The sequence below is a fragment of the Chitinophaga rhizosphaerae genome, from assembly GCF_003958645.1.
Classification (GTDB): Bacteria; Bacteroidota; Bacteroidia; order Chitinophagales; family Chitinophagaceae; genus Chitinophaga; species Chitinophaga rhizosphaerae.
Genome location: NZ_RXLO01000006.1, coordinates 246758 through 269931, shown reverse-complemented (window position 1 = coordinate 269931; position 23174 = coordinate 246758). Strand labels below are relative to the sequence as shown.

Sequence of the window (23174 nt, the reverse complement as noted above, 5' to 3'; positions counted from 1 at the left end):
CAAATTCGGCCCGCAGAACAAAGTGACCCGGCGGCGGCTGTTCTACTTTTGTTTCAACAAACAAAAACGAAATGATCATGAAACAGTACAACAACCAGGGCGCCCTGCAGCACCCGCTCCGCTCGGGCTTCAACGCACAATCCACCGCGGCAGACGTGATCGCCGGTATGGACCTTTCCGGGAAAATCGCGATCGTAACGGGCGGAAATGCCGGTATCGGCGTAGAAACCACCAGAACGCTGGCGGCAGCCGGGGCTACGGTCATTGTTCCGGCGCGCGACGTGCAGAAAGCCCGTAAAAACCTCGAAGGCATCCCGCAGGTGGAAATCGAAGCCATGGATTTTATGGACCCCGCTTCCATAGACGCTTTCACTGAAAAATTCCTGGCTTCGGAAAGGCCGCTGCACCTGCTGATCAACAACGCCGGCATCATGTGGGTGCCGTTGCGCAGGGATGCACGCGGGATCGAATCGCAACTGGCCACCAATTACGTCGGGCAGTTCCACCTCACGGCAAGGCTTTGGCCCGCGCTGAAGGCGGCGAACGGGGCGAGGGTGGTGAATGTTTCGTCGCTGGGGCACCAGATGGGCGGCATCGATTTCGACGATCCTAATTTCGGGCACCGGCCGTATGAAACCCTCCAGGCTTACGGACAATCGAAAACCGCCAGCAACCTTTTTACGCTGGAGCTCGACAACCGGGCGGCCCGCTTCCGGGTTCGGGCGTATGCCGTGCATCCGGGCTCGATCGGCGGTACGGAACTGGGCCGTGAAGCGCCGCTGGAGCTTTTCCAGCAGATGGGTTTCGTAGATGAGCAGGGGAATATGCGCCCGGAAGTACTGGCTTCCCTCAAAACCATCCCGCAGGGCGCGGCTACCACCGTGTGGGCCGCTACGAGCCCGCTGCTCTGCGAAATCGGCGGGGTTTACTGCGAAGACGGTGATGTGGCCGAGCTCCTGGACCCCAATTCCGACAATCTCCATCAAAACGGTGTATTGCCCGCCTCGCTGGATGCGGACAGCGCCCGGCGCCTCTGGTCGCTCACCGAATCCATGACCGGTATCGAATTCGATATCCGCTGATCCACCCGGTTTTTCATCCCCTAAAATCAATTCCCATGCGCCCCTTCATCCTTCCGAAAGGAAATCCCGTACATCGCATTCATGGAACGCAAGCCCGCAAAGGCCTCGTGTTCATCCCCGATATGAGCGGGTTTACAACGCTCGTTCGCAGTACGGACCTCATGGCCGGACAAATCATCACCTGCGAACTGCTGGCCGTTATCCTGCAACATAACATGCTCGGGATGGAGGTCGCAGAAATTGAAGGGGATGCCGTTTTTTTCTACAAGTGGGAAGAGATCCCCGACATGGAAGCGCTGTACGCACAGTTTGAAGCGATGAAAACGGCGTTCGACGGCAAGCTCCGCGAGCTGGAAGCGCAGTTCGGGCTGCAGCTCGACCTGCACCTCAAAGCCATCGCGCATTACGGGGATATGGCGGAATTCTCGGTAGGGGCGTATAATAAACTGTACGGAGAAGTGGTGGTGGAAGCGCACCGCCTGCTGAAGAACAATGTGCCGGCTCGGTCGTACCTGCTGGTGACGGATGCGCTGCAACCCGCGCTGACCGGGAACCTCCCCATAGCCGGGCGCTCCAGCCAGCTGTGCGAGCTATACGGCGGACTGCGGAACCTTTGCTTCACGTACATCCTTTTTGAATGCCTGCAGCCGGCAGCGCAGCATTTCTGTTAACAACGAAAAACGAATCCAAATGCAAACTTTAATCGACAAAACAGCCCTGGTAACGGGCGGCAACAGCGGGATCGGGTATGCCGCGGCAAAAGCGCTGGCCGGAAGCGGCGCGCGGGTGATCATCACGGGTAGAAGGAAGCCGGCGGTAGACAAGGCGGCGTCCGAACTGGGGGCCGTGGGCATGATCGCCGACCAGGCCAATGTAACGGACATAACGGCGCTCGCGCAAGGCATTGCCATGCAATATGGACAGATAGACGTGCTGGTGGTGAATGCGGGCGTATCCAGGTTAACTGCCATCGCAGACGCTTCGGAAGAACTGTTCGATGAAGTGATGGACGTGAATTTGAAAGGCGCGTACTTTACCCTGAGCCGGTTCATTCCCTTGCTGCGCGACGGCGCCTCGGTGATCCTGGTTTCATCTTCCTCCGCCGTCACCGCCAAACCGCAGACTTCGATCTACACGGCCAGCAAAGCTGCCATCAATGCACTGGTGAAAGTAGCGGCGGTGGAGCTGGCGCCCCGGGGCATCCGCGTAAATACGGTGAGCCCCGGGCCTTTCAGCACGGCCATCATGGAGAAAGCGGGATTGGACCATCCGGATACGCAGCATTTCATCTTAGCCGGCGTGCCGCTCGCAAGGCTCGGCGTTCCGGAAGAAGCCGGAAACCTCATCCGGTTCCTCGCCGGCAACGATGCGGCATACATCACCGGCGCGGATTTCCTCATAGACGGCGGGCAATCCCTGAACAAGTAAATCATAATTCCCGAAGTTCCGGTTGCGGCCGATTATGCGTATTTTTATGCAATAGGCCGCCGCGGAACCTAAAAATCAGCACATGGAATACCAGGCAAAATATATTACGGAAGATATCAAGCTGTCTTGCTACCAGGACAAATTCTTCAAATCAGACATCCTGTTCGAACATCACATGCTCATCTGGTTCATTTCCGGTGAAACGAAGATCGTGCAGTCGGAAGGGACGTACACATTCCAGCAGGGTGATATTTTCCTTATCCCGCGCAACCAGCTGGCTACGATCATCAATTATCCGAAAGACGGGCAGCCCCATCAAACGGTAGTCATGCATCTCACCACGCCCTGGCTGCGGGATTTTTATGAAAGGCTTGGCGTGAACCCGAAACCCGCGGCAGAGCAGAAGATCCGCCATTTCAGGGACCATCCGCTGCTGCAAAGCTGCCTGTCGTCTTTGGTGCCGTACTTCGATATGAAGGAATTGCCGAAGGACATCGCGCATCTGAAAATCACGGAGGCTGTCACCATCCTGCGTTCCCTCGATCCGGAGATAGACGGTATGCTCGCCAGCTTTGAGGAGCCGGGGAAAATCGACCTGGCGGATTACATGGAGAAAAACTTCATGTTCAACATGCCCATGGAAAAGTTCGGTTATCTTACGGGCCGGAGCCTCACTACGTTCAAGCGCGACTTCAAAAAAACATTCGACACCACGCCGCAGAAGTGGCTCACCCAAAAGCGGCTGGAACTGGCGCATTACCAGTTCGTGGAGAAAAAGAAAAAACCCATCGATGTTTGCTATGAAGTGGGGTTTGAGAACCTGTCGCATTTTTCTTTCGCTTTCAAGAAGCATTTCGGCTATGCGCCCACTTCGCTGCTGGCCGCCCGGGAGTAAGGGTGTCACTTGTTTTTGTGCCGCATGCCGTTGCAAAGGAGAAAAGCAGCACCAATAACAGCCTTGGAAGGTTACCGGATAAGCGTCACCGTTCCCGTAAACGATTCGATGCGGTCGTCGTCCAGCAGTACCTGGACGAAATAAACATAGGTGGCCGCACTGGCCGGGCCTTTGATCCCGGTTCCGTCCCAGCCGAATTGCCGGTCGTTGGCCGGGATGTTATGTCTTTCGAAGAACGATCTGCCCCATCGGTCATAAATGATAAAATCCTTGACGGTTTTGATGTTCAGGCTGCCGATCACGTAGAACACATCATTCACGCCGTCTTTGTTGGGTGAGAATGCGGTGGGCATTTCGACGGTTTTGCGGATGAAGGTTTTGAGGTCGAAAACAGCGGTGGAAGTACAGAAAAATTCGTTGGTGGCGGTAACGCGGTATTGCATGGATGAGCCTGTCCGGTGGACGATGGGTTGTTCGCATGTTGTGCAAGACAGTCCCGGCGCGGGTTCCCACTGCCAATTACGTGCGGGGCCGCCGGTGAGAATGGGTTGCAGGCGAAGCGGGCCAGCCGGCCTGGGCGATACCAACGAGCCGGGTTCCGGGAATTTGACGGTAAATGGCAAGGGTTTCGCGGCATGTACATTATTGGTAAAATCCGATTCGATGAGCGGAGATGCCGTGGTTTGCCCCGGATCGTTTATCCGCGCCACCACTTCGCCGGAAGCCGGTGTCGGAATGATGAATTGTGCAATGACGCAATTGGCGGTTTGAGACGCAGGAACGAACGTAGTGGCCAATGCACGGGCGGCCGGTCCATCATAAAACGTAACCGGGATGCCGCCATACACCACGTCGTAGCCGTTTTGCATGCACACCTGGAACTTGACGTAAGTGCGGTTGTTGTCGTAACATTTTACGTCGCGGATGCTGATGGTGAGATCGGCCGGGAATTGCTGCGATTTGGCGGTAGCAGTTGTGGTGCAGCCGAACGGGTTCGTGAGCACCAGCTTCACGACAGACGTGTCCAGTACCCTGATATCCGGCGCCGGACAGGTTTGGCAGCTCAATTCGGAACTACCGTTGTCGACACTCCAGCGGTAGCTGACAGGAGAGAAATGTTCCGTGGTGAAACGTAAGGGATAGCTGTGCTTGCGGATAACGGTCGTGTCTTCGGGATGGATGGTAGCGACCGGTGCCTGGTACTGCGCTGAATGCAGGTTGTTGTTGGGCCCCGTTTCCGCCACGGGACCGCCGGGGTTCACGATCGCGAAGAGCTTGCCTGTTGCCGTTCCGGGGATCACCCGGTCGAAAGTTTCACAGGCGCCGCCGCTGAACTGCCCGGTCTTGAAAGCGGTCCCCAGTTGATTCGCCCCCGGCTGCGCCGGGTCCCCGTCATAAAATACGACTTCCAGGCCCGGGGGAACGTTGCCCTTCGCGTACTGGTTGCAGATCGTGAAATCCACGTGTACCTGGCCGCCGGCCGCGCATTCCGAACCATCGATCTTCACCGTGTAATCGTCCACGATAGGGAGGTTCAGGGTAACGGTGGCCGTATCATAACATTTGTATTTGCTCTCCGCAACGAATGTTTTGATGAGTTGCGTTCCTTTCCGGTAGGGCGCGGTGAAAACGGGTCCGATGCAATCGCTGCAACTGAGATCATCCGGCAGGCTCCATTTGCCGGCGGCGATGTTGCCGCCGCGGTCGGGTTCCGGGGCAAAGGTCACCTGCTCGCCGGGCTGCAATGTGAATTCGTCCGTAACGATCTTCACCCTGAACCGGAAGTTTTTGGTAAAATTGAAGTTGTTGCCGTAGTTGGATTCATCGATCCCGGTATTGGGGAACGTCAGCGGCACGATGCTGCCCGTATCGTTGAGCACCGCTACCACCGTGTCGAAATCCGAACGGCCTGCGGCGATGATCGTGGTTTCGAGGTAGGAGGGGCATTTGCCTTTCAGGGCGTAGGGGATGAGGTAGGGGCTCCCCAGCAGCCGGGCTCCCGGCAGCCGCGGGTCGCGGTCGTAGAAGGAAACGGGCGTTTTGGCCGGGATTTCCTTGTAGCCGAAGTTGTAGAAATACAGGGATACGCGGATTTTGTCCTTTTCGTAACAATCCACCGAGCGGACGTAAATGGCGCCATCGGCCGTGGGATCATCTACCGTAAAAGTGAACGCATTCGTGGTGTCGGTACAGCTGCCGTCGGTTGCTTCCAGCCGTAGGGTATAGGTGCCGGGCACTTTGAAAATATACTTGAGGTCTTTGTCTGTGCTCACCGATTGTTCCATCATCCCCTTGTCATTCTGCATCAACCACCGGAAAGCCGTCGCGTTTTCGGAACGGTTGGTAAAAAGGATGCTATCCAGTTCCACCTGTTCCTTCGAGGCGATTTTCCTTTTATCCGGGTAAAAACGCGCCACCACCCCGCAGCTTACCTGCACCGTTTGATGAAAAGTAGCGAAACATCCCGTGGTAGCGGTATAGGCCCGCAGCGCTACATGGTAGTTTTGTTTTTTATCTGTAAGCAGGCTGAAATCCGTTGTGGTGGCTTGGAGCTGACCATTCACCCACCATTCGTACCGCGTTGCGCCGGCGGAAGTATTGGTGAATTGAACGGTGTTCCCCGTTACCGGGAAATCGATATCGCGCGTAAATGCAGCCGCCACCGCGTCTGCACAGGGCTCGCTGCACAAGGTGCTGCCGATCATCCCGGGAAGCGAGGTGGCAATGAAGTTGCGCATCCGCTCGGCCTGTCCTTCGGTGAAAGAAGACACGCAACCGCTGCCGCCGCCGTAATCCATAAAGTTGTCGGGAAGGTCGGGTACGTCTGTCGTGAAACCGGACAGAGTATCGGTATGACAACTGTTCTCCGGATCGCTGCAGGCGAAACCGCCGTTGATGGACTTATCCGGGGGCGTATCGCACACCATATCGCCATCCGTTGCACAATCGTTATTCTTGCAGTCCATCGCTGCGAAAGTGTGCAGCAAACTGAGGTAATGCCCCATTTCGTGGGCCAGCACGCCCACACCGAGCCCCGCCACTACGATATCTCCGCCTGCGCTGGCATATCCGCCCATTTTCAGCCGCCGCCATTTCCCGCATTCGAAGTTTTGCATGAATTCGGACTTGATGTCTTCTACCACCCAGATATTGACGTACCGGCTGCCGTCCCAGCGGCCCATGGCGGTAACGTCTCCGCCTTCCATATCGGCGTCGAAATCGCCCAGGTAGGTTTTGGCGCGGAGGATGCCGGTGGTTTTACCGCCGTCGGGATCGGTTTTGGCGAGGCAGAACTGAATGCGGGTGTTGGTCCTGGCCCCGGCGAAAGCGCCCGTTTGGCCGTAGGCGTCGTTCAGTTGCTGGAGTGCCGCCGCCACATCGGCGTCCGTAATAGCGGCAGGGTCGGCGTTGAGGATATGAAAAACGACTGGCAACACATAATCCGTGGCGGCTTTGCTTTGCGGGCCGGCCGCGAATTGGCGGATGCGTTGGTTCATACCTGTTTCGCGGATCCGGAAAGAAGGGTTGTCGCGCAGTTTGGCCAGGAGGATGTCTGAACCGCAGGTGAAGACCGGTTGCGTCGATTGTGCGTGTAAAGAGGCGATGCCGAATATATGCAGGAAACCGGTGAACAGGGTCTTCCGGATCGAAAATTTGCTCATAGGACGTTGTGCTTCAAATAGTACGGTTAAATTGCTTACAACAAAGAGACTCGTTAATGTGTGCTCATGCCTTGTTCACTGATCTGTGTTTCGCCGGGCAAGTTAGGGATTCTTTACGGTTTTCGGACAGGTTTTCCGGAGGACAGCAGTCTGCCTGCGCAACATTCGATTGCATATTCAGTGGGCGGCTCCGTCAAAAAAACATGTAAATTGGTCAAAATGCATCTGGCGGATTTGGCAGGTGCGTAGGTACATTTGGAGAGACTGATAAACGTATGATGTTGAAAAATTCCCGGGATGATATTTGAGCGGTTAATACTTGGCACTGCCGGCATCGGCGGGATCTGGGGACCGGTGGAGCCCGCGGCGTCCGTTGAAACGGTGCTGCAGGCGATGGAACTGGGCATCGGGGCGATAGATACCGCACCCGCCTACGGGCAGGCCGAGCGGTTCGTCGGTGAAGCGCTCCGGCAATGGCGGCGCCCGTTGCCGGCCATCAGCTCCAAGGCAGGCCGGTTGCCTGGGACCACGGCGTACGACGGCCATTACGATTACAGCCGAGACGCCATGTTCCGCAGCGTGGCGGCTTCGCTGGAAAAACTGGGTATCCCGGAGCTGGACGTTCTCTTCCTCCACGATCCCGCACAAATCCCGCAACACGAATTCGAAAGGGTGGTGGAAGTGATGGTGGAACTGAAAGACCGCGGATACGCCCGACAGATCGGGATCGGCGGCAATCCGCCCCTGTACGCCTGGCCGTGGTTGGTAGACGATACCTTCAGCGTGCTGATGGAATACAACCGCCTCAACGCCTGCCACACCCCGGCGCTGGAAACCTCCCTGCCCGCGGCCCTCGCTGCCGGCATGCGCTACTTTGCCGCCAGTCCGCTGAACATGGGCGCCCTCGGCCGCCCGTTCGCCGAATTCTCCCGCAATCCGCCCGTATGGCTGCCCGAAAGTGACATCGCCGCCGCCCGGAGCCTCCACCAGCTGGCCGAAAGCGAAGGGCTCGAACTGCGCGCCATGGCACATCGCTTCCTGCTGTCCTTTCCACCGGAATTCAACATCGTCATCGGCCCGTCTAACCCGGAAGAACTGCGGGCAACCCTCGGCGACTTCGCCGCCGGGCCTTTGCCAGCTATCCTTTCCCAAAAAATTCTACAATCGAGCAAGGAGAAATCACTGACATGAACAAGATCAACGACCAGATTTTCAATATTACCCGCGTAAAAGTTACCGTGTTGGAGCCCGTGCCGGCCGTTACGCCTTTCCAGGACGCTACCATGGGCCCTTTCCTCACGTTTGGCCTGGCGGTGATCTCGCTGGAAGACGAACATGGCATCGTCGGCGAAGCGCCGGTTTTCAGCAGCTATACCAATATCCTGGAATCCTGCTTCCTGCCGATCCTGCTGCATGGGGCAGGTATTCCCTACGAAGAATTATACCATAAGCTATATTGGTCGATCCGCAACGAAGGGTTCCGCGGCGCCGCGGCCGCGATGCTGGGGCAAATCGATTTTGCCCTGCACGATCTCGCCGCAAGGCGCGCCGGCCAGCCATTGCACCGCTATCTCGGTGCGGATAAAGACGATGTAAAGATCTACGGCAGTGGCGGCGGCACCAATTATACTTACGCCCAACTGGAAACGGAAGTCAATTTCTTCCTCGGGAAAGGCGTAGATTGCTATAAAATGAAGATCGGCAAGGATTTCGGCGGGCGGCCGCAGGAAGATGCGGAGCGCGTCCGGTTCGTACGCAGCTTGCTGGGCCCCGATGTGCAATTGGCCGTAGACGTAAACCAGGTCTGGCATGCAGACCAGGCGCTCCGTTTCCTCGACGAAACCGCCGCCTGCAACATCGCCTGGATCGAGGAACCTGTGCATTCCGCCGGCATGGAACACATCCATCGCGTATGCGCTGGCTCGCCGGTGAAAGTGGCATTCGGTGAATCGGAACGTACTTCGCGGATGTTCCCCACGCTGCTGAAAGCCGGCGTCAAACACCTCCAGCCCGTGCCCACCCAGATCGGCGGCGTGCGCGAATGGGCGGAAGTGCGCGACATGGCCATTCGCAACGGGGCCGACTTTTCCTCCGGCGGATATTCCCTGTACACGGCAGGCCTCATGGCCACGGCGCCCGATTCCTGCCGCGTGGAATACCTGTACCCGATCATGTCCGGACTGGAGAAATATTTCAGCGTCCGGCCGGAATGGCGCGCCGGCGGCTGGTCGCTCCCGGATATCGAAGGGTCGCCGGTGCGCATCGACTGGGATCACTGGTCACACGCCGGGAAAATCACCCGTTCCGTAACATGGGACGCGGCGGATATGGCCGCCTATCGACCGAATGTCATTTTGTAAATCATAAATGGATAATATTTGAAAATCTCCCTGGCATCTTCCGATTATGCAGTGCTGCTGCTCTACGTAGTTGCATTGCTGGCCACCGGATTTTATCTGAACAGCCGGAACAAGGCAGCCGGCAAGGATATTTTCCTCGGAGGCCGGTCGCTGTCGTGGTGGCAGATCGGATTTTCGCTGTTCAGCGCCAACGCCGGCCCGTCGATGCTGGTGGGCTTCGCGAGCATCGGTTTCACGCAGGGGATGGTGGGCAGCAACTTCGAATGGCTGGCATGGTTCTTCATCTTCCTCATGTCGATGTTCTTCCTGCCGCATTACATTTCCACGAAAGTCTACACCATGCCGCAATTCCTGCTGGCAAGGTTCGGGAAGCCTTCGTACAATTTCCTCGTGGGGTACAGTCTCATTTCCATTTTGATCGTCTGGCTGGGATGCGCGCTGTATGCCGGCGGACTGATCATCTCGCAGATATTCGATATACCGCTCATGCAGGCCGTGGCCGTAGTGGCGCTTATTGCGGCGAGTTTTACGGCGGTGGGTGGATTGAAGGCGGTGGTGCGGACGGGTATTTTCCAGTCGGTGATCATCATCCTGTCTTCCATTATCCTCGTTTACCTCGCGCTGCGCAAGGCCGGGGGCGTGCAGGCGCTCGTGGAAGCCGCGCCGGGAAGTTACTGGCAGCTTTTCCGCCCCGCGTCCGACCCGGAATATTCCTGGGTGGCGATGGTGCTGGGGTACCCGGTCGTCGGGATATATTACTGGTGTACCGACCAAACGATCGTGCAGAAGGTGCTGGCAGGCAGGAGTATGAAGGAAGGCCAGTACGGTGCCATTTTCATTTCCGCGCTGAAAATCCTCATGCCGTTCATTTTCATACTTCCGGGGATTATTTGTTACGTGTTGTATAAAGACATCGCGCAGCCAGATAATGCCTATATCACGCTCGTGAGCCAGGTGATGCCGCACGGGTTCCTGGGCCTGTGCATCGCCGCGCTCATCGCGGCTTTGATCGATACGGTATCTTCGGGCCTCAACTCGTTCAGCACCGTGCTTACGCTCGATGTGCTGGCCCGTTTCCGGGAAATGGATGAAACGGCGAAACGCACTACCGGTCGGTGGGCGACCCTGCTGGCCGCGGTGCTGGCGGTTGGTGTGGCCTGGGTTTTTTCCCGGTCGGGGAAAGGCTTTTTTGAATTGAGCCAGGGCATGGTATCGATCCTGGCGCCACCGTTGTCGGTCGTTTTCGTGGGCGGCATCGCCTGGAAAAGGGTGAACCGCCAGGCCGCGGAAACGGTGTTGTACGGCGGCGGACTGGTTTGCCTGCTGGTGGGCGTTTGCCATGTGCTGAGCTTCCCTTCGAAGGAATTCTGGCCGCATTTCATGCTGCTTTCATTTTATCTTTTCGTGGCCATGTCGGTGGTGTTGGTGGCGGTTACGCTGATGACCAAGCCTCCGGCCGTGCAGGCCCTGCCGTCGATTTCGGAATCATGGCGCCGGGGAGGCCGTACCAGTATGGGTGTGTGGGTGATGTGGGGATTGCTGGCCCTTGTGATGTTCCTTATTTACCTTTATTTCGCCTGATCAAAAACTATTTCTATGCGTTGGATGATTGTATTGCTGTCCGTTTTCGTGTTCGCCGCCTGCGGAACGAAGGAGCGCCTGGCCGAGAAAGTCTTCGTGGTCAACATCACGCCCGGTGCCGATTCGCTGCGGCAATACCTCCAATACCACGAATCCGTGTGGCCGGAAGTGGAGCAGGGGTTTAAGAAAGCGGGCTATCGCCAGATCCGCATGTTCCGCAGCCAGCACACGCTGGTCATGGTGATCACCGTGCCCGAGGGCGCCGATCTCAATGAAATGGGAAAGAAAGCCGAAGCATCCGACCCGCGCTGCGCGGAATGGAACCGGCTGATGGCGGGGTACCAGAGAGGGGTGGAAGGAACATTGCCCGGACAGACGTGGACGGAAGCATTGCCTTTCTATGATTTTGAAAATAAATGATCAACGGCCGCCGGAGTTGTCGTATTGCCGCATGAAATCCCTCGGCGAGAGGCCCTTTACTTCCTTGAAATGCTTGTTGAAATTGGATAGATTGTTGTACCCGCTCATGTAACAGGCCTCCGTTACATTGTGCTTCTTTTCCAGCAACAGCTTGGCCGCATGGCCAATGCGCACTTCCTTCACGAAATCGATCAGCGTACGGTTGGTCCGCGCTTTGAAATACCGGCAGAACGCGGCGGGCGACAAGGGCAAAATATCCGCCACTGCCTTCAGTGAAATCTCTTCCCTGAAATGCTGGAAAATATAATCGAACACTTTATTGATCTTTTGCGCCTCGCCCGATGAAGCCACGGAATTATAGAACGGGGAAGAAAGTACCCGCGCCTGTTCCGCATTGGCCAGTGTGTCCAGCAAACTGAGCATGAGCGCCACGCGCGCCATCCCGCTAGAAAACAGCATCTGTTGCATGATGAGCTTGGCCGTCTGGATGGTATATCCCGAGAACGAAACCCCTTTCGCCGCGCGCGCAAACAACTCGTTGATCTGCTTGGATTCGGGCTTTTCCAGGAATTGCTGCCCGAGGAAGTCGGGGAAGAAATGGATCACCGTTGCCTGTGGCGGGATCATGGGGTCGAGCGTGGTGTAATACTGCCAGCAATGCGGCAGGTAACTCCCGAGCAACACGAGCTCCGTTCCCTCGAAATCTTCGATATGATCACCGATGAAACGCTTGCCACTGCAGTTCTCCAGCAACGCGATCTCGAAGTTGACATGCGATTTCAGCGCAGTGTATTTCTTTATTTCCAGTATCTCCGACCGTACGGTAAACGATTGGTCGGGCGGAAAAGTGAAATTCTCATAAATGTATTGCATAAATACCGGTCCTGGAATGTTTCTCTGTTGGTTTGTGGAATGTATCTTATTCAAATATACTGATTTGTGCTGGTTTTTCAGCATATTAAATGTCTGACCGACAATTTATCACCATCCTGCAAAAAAAGCATAGCTAATGGTCAAATTTAGGGTGGCGGAACGGGCGGCAGAGTTGGAATTTTATGCCATCGCCTGGATATAGGATCGCCTTGCCATGAAACAGGGCTGTCGGTAATTTTTCTACCTATACAATTCACTTTATGAATCAATCAAAATTTAAGCGCTGGATGCTGGGTTTGTTGTGCCTGGTTTTCTATTCCACGAGTATGTATGCGCAAAACAACATGCAAGTTAAAGGCGTAGTCACCGACTCCACGGGTGCGCCGTTGCCGGGGGCTACCATCAGCCAGACCGGCGGAGAAAAGAAAAGCATGGCGGCCGACGAAGAGGGCCGGTTCTCCTTAAGCGTTCCCCTGAACGCCAAACTCCGGATTTCCATGACGGGCTTCGAAAGCAAGGTCGTGACGGTTTCCGGGCCAACGCTTCGCGTAATACTGAAAAGCACCGCCACTACCATGAAAGATTTTGTGGTGACGGGGTACGGCACGCAGCGCAAAGACCTCGTGACCGGCTCGGTGGCCACCATGAAGATGGATGAAGACCGTCGGAATTTCCCGACCACGTCTGTCGGCAACCTGCTGGCCGGACAGTTCCCCGGCGTTTTCGTATCCACGCCATCGGGCATTCCCGGATCGGCGCCATCGATCCGCGTGCGCGTAGGTACTTCGTTCAACAACCAGGCCGCGCTATTCGTAATCGACGGTATTATTTCCACAGCAGACGATTTTAACAACCTATCGGCTATCGATATCGATAACATTTCGGTGCTGAAAGATGCGGCGGCGGCTGCCGTGTACGGTGCCCGCGCGGCCGGCGGTGTTATCGTCATAACGACCCGCCGCGGCGCTTTGGGGCTGGCGAGCATCAATTATTCCTACAACACCGGTTTCTCCAAAAGAGGGAAAAACGCCGAGCGCACCAGCGCCATCGAGACCGGTGAAATTTACAACCGCCTTAATCCCGGTTCCAGCTCCATGTGGTCGCAGTCCGATTTCGACTATTTCAAAAAGATCAATAACGGATGGGGCTATGATCAGTTGAACGAAGTGTACAACGATCCCAACATTTCGTCGCACAACCTCAGCGTGAGCGGCGGCAGCGAGAAGATCAAATACTTCATTTCCGGCGCCTACGTGAAGGAAGATGCCATGATGAAGAACCTGACGTACGACCGTTACAATTTTCGCGCAAACATTACGGCCGATATTACACCGAGGCTGCAGGCATTTACCAGCGTACAAATGTACAACGGTCTTACTTACGGTCCGCCGAATACCGCCGTGGCGGCCAATCCTAACGATCTCTACCGTAAACAGCTCCTGTGGCAGCCCGAGCAGCCGATCTGGACAGACGGCGGTAACCCGATCGATTATGGCTGGATCGCCAACGTAGGCGCGGAAACCCGTGGCGACGGCGGCTATATCAAACGTAACTGGCTTTCACCCACGATCAACGTGCGCTTGCAATACAAGGTGCCGGGCATCCCCGGATTGTCGGCCAGCGGCCAGTTTTTCAAGTCGTATTTCAACACCCGCGGAAAGGCTTTCGAAACACTGTACGACATGTGGGTGATGAAAACCACCGGCGTAAGGCAGATCAGTACCAACGATGCGGACCGCATTGCACTCAAGAAGTCTTCGCAGATCGGGAAATCCTACCTGCAGGAAAACTATTCCTGGATGACGTCTCACACGTTGAACTTCGCCCTGAATTACGACAGCACTTTCGGGCTTCACCACGTGAAGGCGATGTTGCTGTATGAAAAATCGGATTGGTCGGCCGGTGGCATCACGTCCTCGCGCGACAATTTCCCGGTGATCGTGAAAGACCAGTGGTGGGCTACCAGCGGTGACCGGCTGGATTCCTACAACGGTGGCAGTACCGAGCAGAACAACGGCCGCCGTTCCTGGGTGGGGCAGTTGAGCTATGATTTCGACGGCAAATACATCGCGGCGTTCAGCTACCGGTACGACGGTTCGATGCAGTTCGCTCCGGAACGGCGCTGGGGCTTCTTTCCCTCCGTTTCCGCCGGCTGGATCATTTCTAAGGAGAAGTTCTTCTCGGGCGTGAACGGCATCCAGTTCCTGAAACTGCGCGCGTCCACAGGCCTGACGGGGAACGACCTCGTGGGCGGATGGCAGTGGCAGCAGTCTTACGCAAACGGCAGCTCCGCCTTTTTCGGGACGAATCCCAAGACCAATGTGGGCGTAACTTACGGGCCGATCGTGAACAAAGACCTGACCTGGGAAAAATCGCGAAGCTACAACGCCGCCCTGGAAGCCAACTTCCTCGACCACTACAACGCCTCGCTCGAATTCTATAAAGTAAAAACCTACGATATCCTCGGGAAACGCCTGGCTTCGGTGCCGCCTACATTCAGCCGTAACCTGCCCGATGCCAACTATGGCGAAATGGAATCGAAAGGGGTGGAGCTGACCCTCGGTATGAACCGCAACATCGGTAATTTCAAATATTATGTGAACGCCAACGCGGGATATGGTGTGGCCAAATACAATATCCGCGACGAGAACATTTCTTACCCCTGGCAGAAAACCGTTGGCAACAACGTAAGCCGGGTGGTAACGCGTGTGGTGACGGGCATGCTGCGCACACAGGCCGACGTGGACGCGTTCGTGTCCAAGAACCCGGGCTATAAATACTACGGTATCGCGCCGCAACCGGGGCAATTGACTTACAAAGACATCAGCGGGCCCAACAATACACCCGACGGCAAGATCGACGACTGGGATTTTGAAGTGGTGAAAGCCAACAGCAACCCCGTTACCGTAGGCCTGAACCTGGGTGCGGAATGGAAAGGGTTCGGGCTGCAGGCTTCGTTCGGCGGCAACTTCAGACAGTACCGGATGGTCAACAATCTGGTAGACGGCAACGTGGAATGGAACCGTATGTGGCGCGATTGGTACACCGACGGCTGGACACCCGAGAACCCCAATGCCGGACTGCCCCGCCGCTATTCCGCCAACGACGGCACCCGCAGGGTTACCAACGATGCGAGCACCTTCTGGAGCAAGGAAGCCAGCTTCCTGCGGCTCCGTTTCCTGGCGGCTTCCTACAGTTTGCCTTCGTCACTCACCAGTAAGGCAGGCATCCGCGGACTGAGGTTCTTCTTTAACGGCAGCAACCTGTTCGTCATCAGCAAATTCGGGAAGCAATACTACGATCCCGAAATGGCGGACGGTTTCACCTATCCCATCATGAAAGCGTTCAACTTCGGCGCGGTTCTTTCCCTGTAATCACCAAATTCCGCAATTATGAAATTCAGCAATAAACTATTTACGATCATGCTCGCAGGCGCGGCGGCGCTCGGCGGCCAGGCCTGCAAGAAAGGGCTCGATTACGAAAATAATAACAACCTGAACCCCGAAACCGTCTGGAAGGATTCGGCGATGATCAAGGCCTTCCTCAGCGACATCTACGGGCGCATGATGCCTTCATGGCCCTTCAACGGCAACAGTTCGGACGAGGGGATGAGCAACGTACGCAGCATGCCCGATTACAACCGCGGCATCATCTCCGTATCGTCTACCACTTCCGGGCTCAACTACGAGCAGATCGACCGGATCAATTTCTTCCTCGACCACCTGGCGGAAGCTCCGGCATCTGTTATTTCCCCCGTCACCAATCAGCGATTGCAGGGTGAAGCGAAGTTCTGGCGCGCCTGGGCGTATTACGGTATGGTAAACAACGTGGGCGGTGTACCCCTCATTCTCAAAACGCAGGACGAAACGAATGTGGAAGGGCTGTTCGTAGCCCGCAACAAAACGTCGGAATGCATCGCACAGATCGTAAAAGACCTGGATGACGCAATTGCAGCGCTCCCGGGTGTATATCCCAACGCAGCGCAAGACTATGGCCGCATCACGAAGGTGGCGGCGATGGCGTTCAAGGGGAAGGTATTGATGCAATGGGCCAGCCCGCTTTTCAATCCCACCAACGACCAGGCGCGCTGGCAGGCCGCATATACGGCCACCAAAGCAGCGATGGACGAAGCCGTAGCACAGGGGCACGCACTGCACCCGAATTTCAGAACGATCTGGTCGGAGGAAAGGAACAAGGAAGTGATCATGGTCAACCAGTTCCTCTATCCCAACCATCCCAACAATTTTAACGGCATCCGGCCCGAACCGCTGACCAAAGACGCGTCTAACAACAACCAGCCCATCCTGTCGCTGTTGCTCGCTTTCCCGAAGCGCGACGGCTCGCCCATGCTGCTGGATAAGGCACAGCTGGACAATGATGCCTACAACGCCCAGTTCCTCACCGATTTCTATACCAACCGCGACGACCGGTTCTACACTACGGTGTTCTGCGGTGGAACGCCGTATCCCACACCCGATGAAGTGGCGCCGATCTACGTGAAAGGTAATAGCTTCTGGAACGTCTGGAAATATGATGCCGGCCAGGCCAAATTCGTGAATATGCTCAACGTGATCCACCCCTCCATGCCCGGGAACCCCAGCATCACAGGGTTCTTCCAGCGGAAAGGGCTGGATACTACGGTAACGGCGGGCCTCGGCGGACAGGCGCAGACCGACTGGGTGGAGATCCGGTTCGCGGAAGTAATGATGAACTATGCCGAATGCGCCAACGAAACCGGCCGTATGGCAGAAGCCATCCAGGTGATGAAAGACATCCGCAAGCGCGCCGGCATCGCGGCAGGAGCGGGCGATACATATGGTATCACGGCCACTACGCAGGGGCAGGTCCGCGAAGCACTCATCCAGGAACGATTCGCGGAATTCGCCTACGAAAACAAACGCTTCAACGATCTCCGCCGCTGGAAACGGTATGATATCCTCAATAACCAGGGCTTCCGCCATGGGTTGTACATCACCATCAAAGACGGCCAGATGGTGACACCGGCCGATAATATCATGACGGCATCCGTCCGCGCGAAATTCTCCGCCAAATACATCGACAATCTCGATAACGACGATAATTACAAGTTCAACCTCGACCTGAACCACTGGTTCTACGCACTGCCGGAAAGCCAGTTGTCGCAGTCGAAGGGTGTGCTGAAGCAGAACAAGGAATGGGGCGGACCCTTCGATCCCTTGCAATAACGGTAATTCATGTAGACTGATAAAGCCGGCAAAAGCAGGAAGAAGCATATCACAAATGAAATAGGAATCACTTGCCGGCCGGGCACGGCGCTGACGGATTTTTCCGTCGGCGCCGGCGCTTTCGGTAAACACCTGGAATAAAAAGATAATGCCACGTTTACAGTAAATGTAAAGACTCTCTGGTTGAATTAAACTGGTTAAGTCCACCGGGCGGATCAGTTGGTAGCTGACACTGAACGCCCGAAGAAAAATGGTACTGCCGTTCCCGGCAGTATATTATTCACAGATTAACAAGAAACGATGATACGCAAAGTGAAATGGACAAGTGTGTGGTTGATGGCGGGCTGGACGGGAATCGCCTGTGGGCAGCAGGCAGTACCTCCGGCCGCCATCGGCCCATTGAACAGCGGGCTGAAGGTCAGCCTGCAACAATACGAAGGCACTGTGGTGCAGCGTTCGCTGCCGTTCAAAAACGGGAATGTGCTGATAGACGGCACCAATGTCTGGCAGCTCGACTGGAAAATGAAACCCGCGGCAAACGGTGGGGCCGAAGTGGCGCTCGGTTGCAGGCTGCTGAAGGGAAAAGCGACAACTACCGCGCTGGTGGTGGATTTCGTTTTCGGGGACTGGCGGGATGATAATTACGTTTTGGTGCCAGGCATCGTTTACAACGGCAACCGTTACCGCGCCATCGGCAACGGGTATAATCCGCAGTACCCGAAAGATATGTACTTCAATCCCGGTGTGCCTTTGACGATCTCCAACAACCCGCGCCTTGCATTACCCGGGGCGGATACTTCGTTCCTCGAGCTGCAGTCTGCCAACACCGCAGCTCCCGGCATGAGTTTTTACGCGCCCGGCAAGGGCCAGAGCTGGTTCGTGCTCACCGGGCAGCAGACCCGGTTCGGCAATAACGGGTTATCGATTTTCGAAAATCAGCGGCGCGACACCTGTACTTTCCGGATCACAGCCCCTGCCATGCGCACGCGCGCCGCGGGGTTCGGGGATTTTCACGCCAGCGGCGACAAAGCGCCGGATTGGTCGGCCGGCGATGAAGTAGTGTTGCGTTTTAAAATATTTGGAAAGAAATCGGAAGGGATTTCCGGTCATTTCCGGCATTTCATGGAGATCCGGAAATCGGTGACGGGGCCGAATACGCCGAGAAATCTCGTGCCCATGAGTAAGGTGGCGCAATTGGGGACAGCTATCTGCCGCGGTAATTTCATGGAAACGAAAGCCGGGAAATATTACCTGCCGGAAAACAGCCGGCATTTCCAGTTGGGATGGGTGAGCGGCATGATCAATACCTTCCCCATGCTGGCGCTGAATGATTCACTGGAAAGATACAGGGTGGCGGAAGAGCTGGATTTCATCGTATCGAAGATGCAGGGCGGAAGTGGATATTTTTATGGGTTTATTTCGGAAGAAGGGGAACTGGGGACGGAGAAAGCCCATCCTGATTTCCCGGCGCTCCAGGCGATGGTGCGCAAAAACGGCGATGTGCTGTTCTGGCTCATGAAACACCTCCTGCTGCTGAAAGCCCAGGGGCATGGGAACATCATCAACCCGAAATGGGAAACGGCCGCGCAACGATTGGCCGCCGCTTTCGTGACAACCTGGAAAGCCCATGGCGAATTCGGCCAGTACATTGTTCCGGAAACGGGCGCCGTGGCGGTTTTTAATTCGTCGGCCGGGGCCATCGTGCCGGCGGGCCTCGCACTGGCCGCCGATTATTTCCGCCGGCCGGAGTGGCTGACAGTGGCCGGCGATGCCGCGGAGTTTTATTACCGGCGAGATATGGAGCAGCGCGGTTTTACCGGCGGCGCCTGCGGCGATATTTCGCAGGACGCGGATTCCGAAACAGCCTTCGGGTTCATGGAATCGCTCATGGCGATGTACCGGTACACCGGCAAAACGATCTGGCTGGAGCGCGCCAAAGCGCAAGCCGCCCTCTGCGCGTCGTGGACATTGGCCTACGACCCTGTCTTCCCGCCTGGAAGCACCATCGCGAAGCTGGGCGGACGGATGGCTGGCGCCGTTTGGGCCAGCAGCCAGAATAAACACGCGGCTCCGGGCGTTTGTACTACATCCTCCGATCATCTTTTCAAACTATTCCGCGCCACCGGCAACCGCCACTACGCCGATCTCCTCCGCGACATCCAGCACGCCCATACAGAAGCCGTGAACATGCCGGGGCACATCACAACCAATTATCTCATCGGCAGCAGCATGGAACGCATCCAGCCCAGCGATGCGGAAGGCGCCGGCGCCATCGGCAACTTCATCCATACCCGCAACTCGTGGACCGAAACCAACGGCATTCTCATGGCCATGGAAATTCCCGGGATATATGTGCGCCCCGGCGAAGGCTTGATGTACGTATTCGACCATGTGAATGCGGAAAAGCTGACAGAAGACAAATCCTCCGTCACCCTGCGCCTCACCAACTCAACGCCCTACGACGCGGCCGTTTCGGTTTTCGCTGAAAACGCCCGTCAGTCCCGCAAGCCAATGGGGTACACGCAATTTGTACAGTGGCCGAAAGTGGCGGTACCCTCCGGCGGGGCAACGAACGTGAAGATCCATAACAACGGCGAAATCGAAATTCAGGTTGCCGGACGATAAATAATAATTGTTGACATGAACGATAGCAAAGGAAATATGATGAAATACCTCTCGCTGGCCGCATCCACCATGTTGGTCTGTATGACGGCCGCCGCCCAGCAGGCCCCTGCCTTCCAGTACAATATGGGACGGGCGGGTGCCGTTACCTATGCCACCGCGCCCGATTCGCTCTGGCCGATGGGCGGTACGGGAAATGCGTTGAAGCGCAAAGGGCAGCCCTTGTTTTTTGCCGATGCTCCTGCTGATAAAAAGCTGGCAGGAGAGGGCGCTGTACTCTTTCGTGAAGGTGCAGGATATGCCGCAACAGGCGCTGCCGGTATGGCGAAAGGTGATTTCGTGCTGGAAATCTGGTTGCAAGCCAACGCCCGGCAGGGCGCTGCCGACCGCCTGCCTGCCAAAACCTCCGTACTCGCGCTTGGCAGCAAGAAATCCGGTTACGCCGTGTACCGCGAAAACAACCAATGGACGCTGTATGCCAACGGTGTGGCGGCCCGCGGGCCCATCGGCGACGTTGCCCCCGGCGAGTGGGCGCACATCGCTATCATTGTGACGAAACAGAAAGCCACCGTATTCCTGAACGGGAAGAAATCCGCCGCGGAAACTGCGGCTTTGCCGTTGCAGGCAGATACGCTTTTTCTCGGAAGCGTTGCACGGATGGAGGCTTTCAGTGGACTGATCTATGACGTCAGGATGACACCGCTTGTAAGTGGGAAGTTCAATCCCGCCAAAGACCTGCATTTTAACCAGCAAGCCGTTGCACGTAACCGCCAGCAGGCCGAAACCCGACAGCGCGCCATCATTTCCGCCATATCCGCCAACCGGCAGATCGGCCGGGCAAACGCGGCGGGCGAAACAGCGGCGCCGAAGGACTGGCTGGTCCACCGCATCCTGCAGGCTTCGGCACTGACTTTCGCGCCTGCGGCCGATGGATTGAGCGGAAGACTGCAATTGTCGAACGGGTTGATCAGCCGCGAGTTTTATATCGGCGATAACCTGGCGGGCGTGAGCTTCAAGAACCTTTCCAGCGGTGCGCAATACCTCCGGGCCGTGAAACCCGAGGCGCGCATCAAATTCGACAGCACCTGGTACGATATCGGCGGGCTTTCGGGCCAGCCGGAAAAATCCTATCTGCTCGATGCCTGGTTGAAAGATATGGTGACCGACCCGTCGGCTTTCCAGTTCGCCGGCCTGGAGGTGCGCCAGCCGCAACCCCGCTATCCCTGGCAGCAGAAATACAATGCACAGCATGCCGACTGGCCCCCGAAGGGCCTTCATGTGGTTATGCATTACGAAGCACCCGCATCGAAACCGGAATGGAAAGGCGCGATGAAAGTGTCTGTTCATTACGAGATGTACGACGGCATCCCGGTAGTTTCCAAATGGATCACGGTCAGGAACGGCACCGGCCGGCCGGTGCTGGTGAACGAAACGGAATGCGAAGTGCTGGCCGTAACGCAGGACCAGGAAAAGCGGCTGCACGTGGAAAGCGATTATTCGTTTGCGCTGGCAAATGCCGACCCCGAAGGCAGCGCACTGATGCACTACGCCGGCATCCCACCGGCATACCAGGCGGGCGGGTCTACCACGAAGTGGCTGGTAGATAAAGACTATAATACCTGGGCCTCGCATAACCAGGCTGAAGACAAGTTCCTCGGCTTCCCGCACCATTCGCTGCTCGTAAGCCGGTTGCCAATGGGCCCCGCGGAGATCCTGGCGCCGGGAAAGGATTTCACGTCCTTCACTACTTTCGAATTGTTGCATGACAGCGATGACCGTGAGCGGCAAAGCCTCGCCCATCGCCGGTTTTATCGGACACTGGCGCCACAGGTCACGGAGTCGCTCATCACCGGTGGCATCACTTCCCATGACAGGAAAGAATTGAAAAACTTCATCACGCAAATGGGCGAACTGGGCTTTGAAAGGCTCGATATCATGGCCTGGCCCGGCATTTCGCACGATAAACTGGATACGGGGTATGTGGCGCTGTGGAAGGAAATTGCCGCATTCGCGAAAGACAGGAACATTGTGATGGGCGGATACGAATTGCAGGTGGCATCGCGCGGGAGAGGGAAGGATGTGGACTGCATCGACCCGAAAACCGGCAAGCCCGGAAGCCTTTTCGGCCAGAGCGTTTGCATCGCCAGCAAATGGAAAGACACCTATTACCCGGCCATGTGGCAGTTTTTCGACAAAACCGGCCTTATGACCTACAATATGGACGGCCCTTATCACGGCGACGTTTGCGCCGCCACCGATCACCCCCATCACAACGGGCTGCACGATTCGCAATGGAAACAGTGGCAGTCGCAAGTGGAAGTGCTGCATGAACTGCAGCGGCGGAACATGTACGTTCCCATTCCCGACTGGTATTTCCTGAACGGGCAATCGGCCACGGGGATGGGCTATCGCGAAGCCAGCGCCAACCTTACACCTCAGCAGCAACTGTTGCTCGGCCGGCAGTACATATACGACGGCACCTGGCATAAAACCCCGACGATGGGCTGGATGAGCCTGCAGCTGGTAGGCTTTTACACCAACGATCCCCGGGTAGGCCTGGAACCCCTGGCCGATAATCTCGCCCGATATGAAACCGGCCTCTTCCAGCACCTGGCCAGCGGCTGCCAGTTCACCCTTCGCGGGAAACGCCTGTACGACACTCCCGAAACCAAAGCCATGGTCGCCAAATGGGTGGACTGGTTCCGGAAATACCGCGAGATCCTCACTTCAGATATCATCCACCTCGGCCGGCCCGATGGCCGCGACATCGACCTCATGCTGCATGCCAATCCGTTCCTGGAAGACAAAGGTATGCTCATCGCTTTCAATCCTACGGACCATGATATCGTGAAAACCGTCAGCGTTCCGTTGTATTATACAGGTGTCAAATCTAAAGCCGGTATTACCGGCAGCGATGGCAGGCAGTGGAATGTAGCTTTGCGGGACGGCGCCGTTGCGGATATAAAACTGAGCATTCCGGCGGGAGGGTTTGGCTGGTATCTGATCCGCGAAAGCAAGTAGCAGGATGTTACCTATAACTGATATGA

Annotated in this window: 14 protein-coding genes; 12 read left to right on the top strand and 2 right to left on the bottom strand. The window is 56.4% G+C overall.

Annotation, left to right across the window (positions count from 1 at the left end; genetic code table 11):
• Positions 1–77 precede the first annotated feature (77 nt).
• The 4 genes from EJ361_RS16135 (at position 78) to EJ361_RS16120 (ending at position 3405) form a co-directional block, all read left to right on the top strand.
• Positions 78–1082, top strand: coding sequence for an SDR family NAD(P)-dependent oxidoreductase (locus tag EJ361_RS16135; protein ID WP_126246672.1), 1005 nt, complete (start codon positions 78–80; stop codon positions 1080–1082).
• Positions 1083–1117: 35 nt separating this feature from the next.
• Positions 1118–1753, top strand: a complete 636-nt coding sequence (locus EJ361_RS16130; RefSeq protein ID WP_126246671.1) for a DUF2652 domain-containing protein — start codon at positions 1118–1120, stop codon at positions 1751–1753.
• Between the two features lie 19 nt (positions 1754–1772).
• Positions 1773–2510, top strand: coding sequence for an SDR family NAD(P)-dependent oxidoreductase (locus EJ361_RS16125; protein ID WP_126246670.1), 738 nt, complete (start codon positions 1773–1775; stop codon positions 2508–2510).
• Between the two features lie 82 nt (positions 2511–2592).
• The gene (locus EJ361_RS16120; protein ID WP_126246669.1) at positions 2593–3405 is read left to right on the top strand and encodes a helix-turn-helix domain-containing protein; all 813 of its coding nucleotides are present in this window, start codon (positions 2593–2595) and stop codon (positions 3403–3405) included.
• 71 nt (positions 3406–3476) lie between these two features.
• On the opposite strand, the gene EJ361_RS16115 is transcribed toward EJ361_RS16120, so the two are convergent.
• Positions 3477–7067, bottom strand: a complete 3591-nt coding sequence (locus EJ361_RS16115) for a M43 family zinc metalloprotease (protein WP_126246668.1) — start codon at positions 7065–7067, stop codon at positions 3477–3479.
• 297 nt (positions 7068–7364) lie between these two features.
• Between EJ361_RS16115 and EJ361_RS16110 the strand changes: the two genes are divergently transcribed.
• The 4 genes from EJ361_RS16110 to EJ361_RS16095 are packed head-to-tail and all read left to right on the top strand — an operon-like array spanning position 7365 to position 11428.
• The gene (locus EJ361_RS16110) at positions 7365–8258 is read left to right on the top strand and encodes an aldo/keto reductase (protein WP_126246667.1); all 894 of its coding nucleotides are present in this window, start codon (positions 7365–7367) and stop codon (positions 8256–8258) included.
• A complete protein-coding gene (locus tag EJ361_RS16105) occupies positions 8255–9427 on the top strand; it encodes a mandelate racemase/muconate lactonizing enzyme family protein (RefSeq protein ID WP_126246666.1) in 1173 nt (390 codons plus the stop codon). Before EJ361_RS16110 ends, EJ361_RS16105 begins: the two co-directional genes overlap by 4 nt.
• 18 nt (positions 9428–9445) lie before the next feature.
• Positions 9446–11008 (top strand): sodium:solute symporter family transporter, encoded by a 1563-nt coding sequence (locus tag EJ361_RS16100; RefSeq protein WP_126246665.1) that lies wholly within the window; start codon positions 9446–9448, stop codon positions 11006–11008.
• Positions 11009–11023: 15 nt separating this feature from the next.
• The gene (locus EJ361_RS16095) at positions 11024–11428 is read left to right on the top strand and encodes an L-rhamnose mutarotase (protein WP_126246664.1); all 405 of its coding nucleotides are present in this window, start codon (positions 11024–11026) and stop codon (positions 11426–11428) included.
• On the opposite strand, the gene EJ361_RS16090 is transcribed toward EJ361_RS16095, so the two are convergent.
• Positions 11429–12301, bottom strand: coding sequence for an AraC family transcriptional regulator (locus EJ361_RS16090; protein ID WP_164714287.1), 873 nt, complete (start codon positions 12299–12301; stop codon positions 11429–11431).
• A 344-nt stretch (positions 12302–12645) separates the two neighbouring features.
• Here EJ361_RS16090 and EJ361_RS16085 point away from each other — a divergent pair, with 344 nt between their 5' ends.
• The 4 genes from EJ361_RS16085 to EJ361_RS16070 all read left to right on the top strand — a co-directional run bounded on the left by EJ361_RS16085 (position 12646) and on the right by EJ361_RS16070 (position 23148).
• Positions 12646–15675 carry a SusC/RagA family TonB-linked outer membrane protein gene (locus EJ361_RS16085; protein WP_164714286.1) on the top strand — a complete coding sequence of 1010 codons (3030 nt, stop codon included), beginning with the start codon at positions 12646–12648 and terminating at the stop codon, positions 15673–15675.
• 18 nt (positions 15676–15693) lie between these two features.
• Positions 15694–17505, top strand: a complete 1812-nt coding sequence (locus EJ361_RS16080; protein WP_205687030.1) for a RagB/SusD family nutrient uptake outer membrane protein — start codon at positions 15694–15696, stop codon at positions 17503–17505.
• A 300-nt stretch (positions 17506–17805) separates the two neighbouring features.
• Complete coding sequence (locus tag EJ361_RS16075) at positions 17806–20130, top strand: hypothetical protein (protein WP_126246661.1); 2325 nt, start codon at positions 17806–17808, stop codon at positions 20128–20130.
• 15 nt (positions 20131–20145) lie between these two features.
• Entirely contained in the window at positions 20146–23148 is a 3003-nt protein-coding gene (locus EJ361_RS16070; RefSeq protein ID WP_205687029.1) for a LamG-like jellyroll fold domain-containing protein, read from the top strand.
• The last annotated feature ends 26 nt before the right edge of the window (positions 23149–23174 follow it).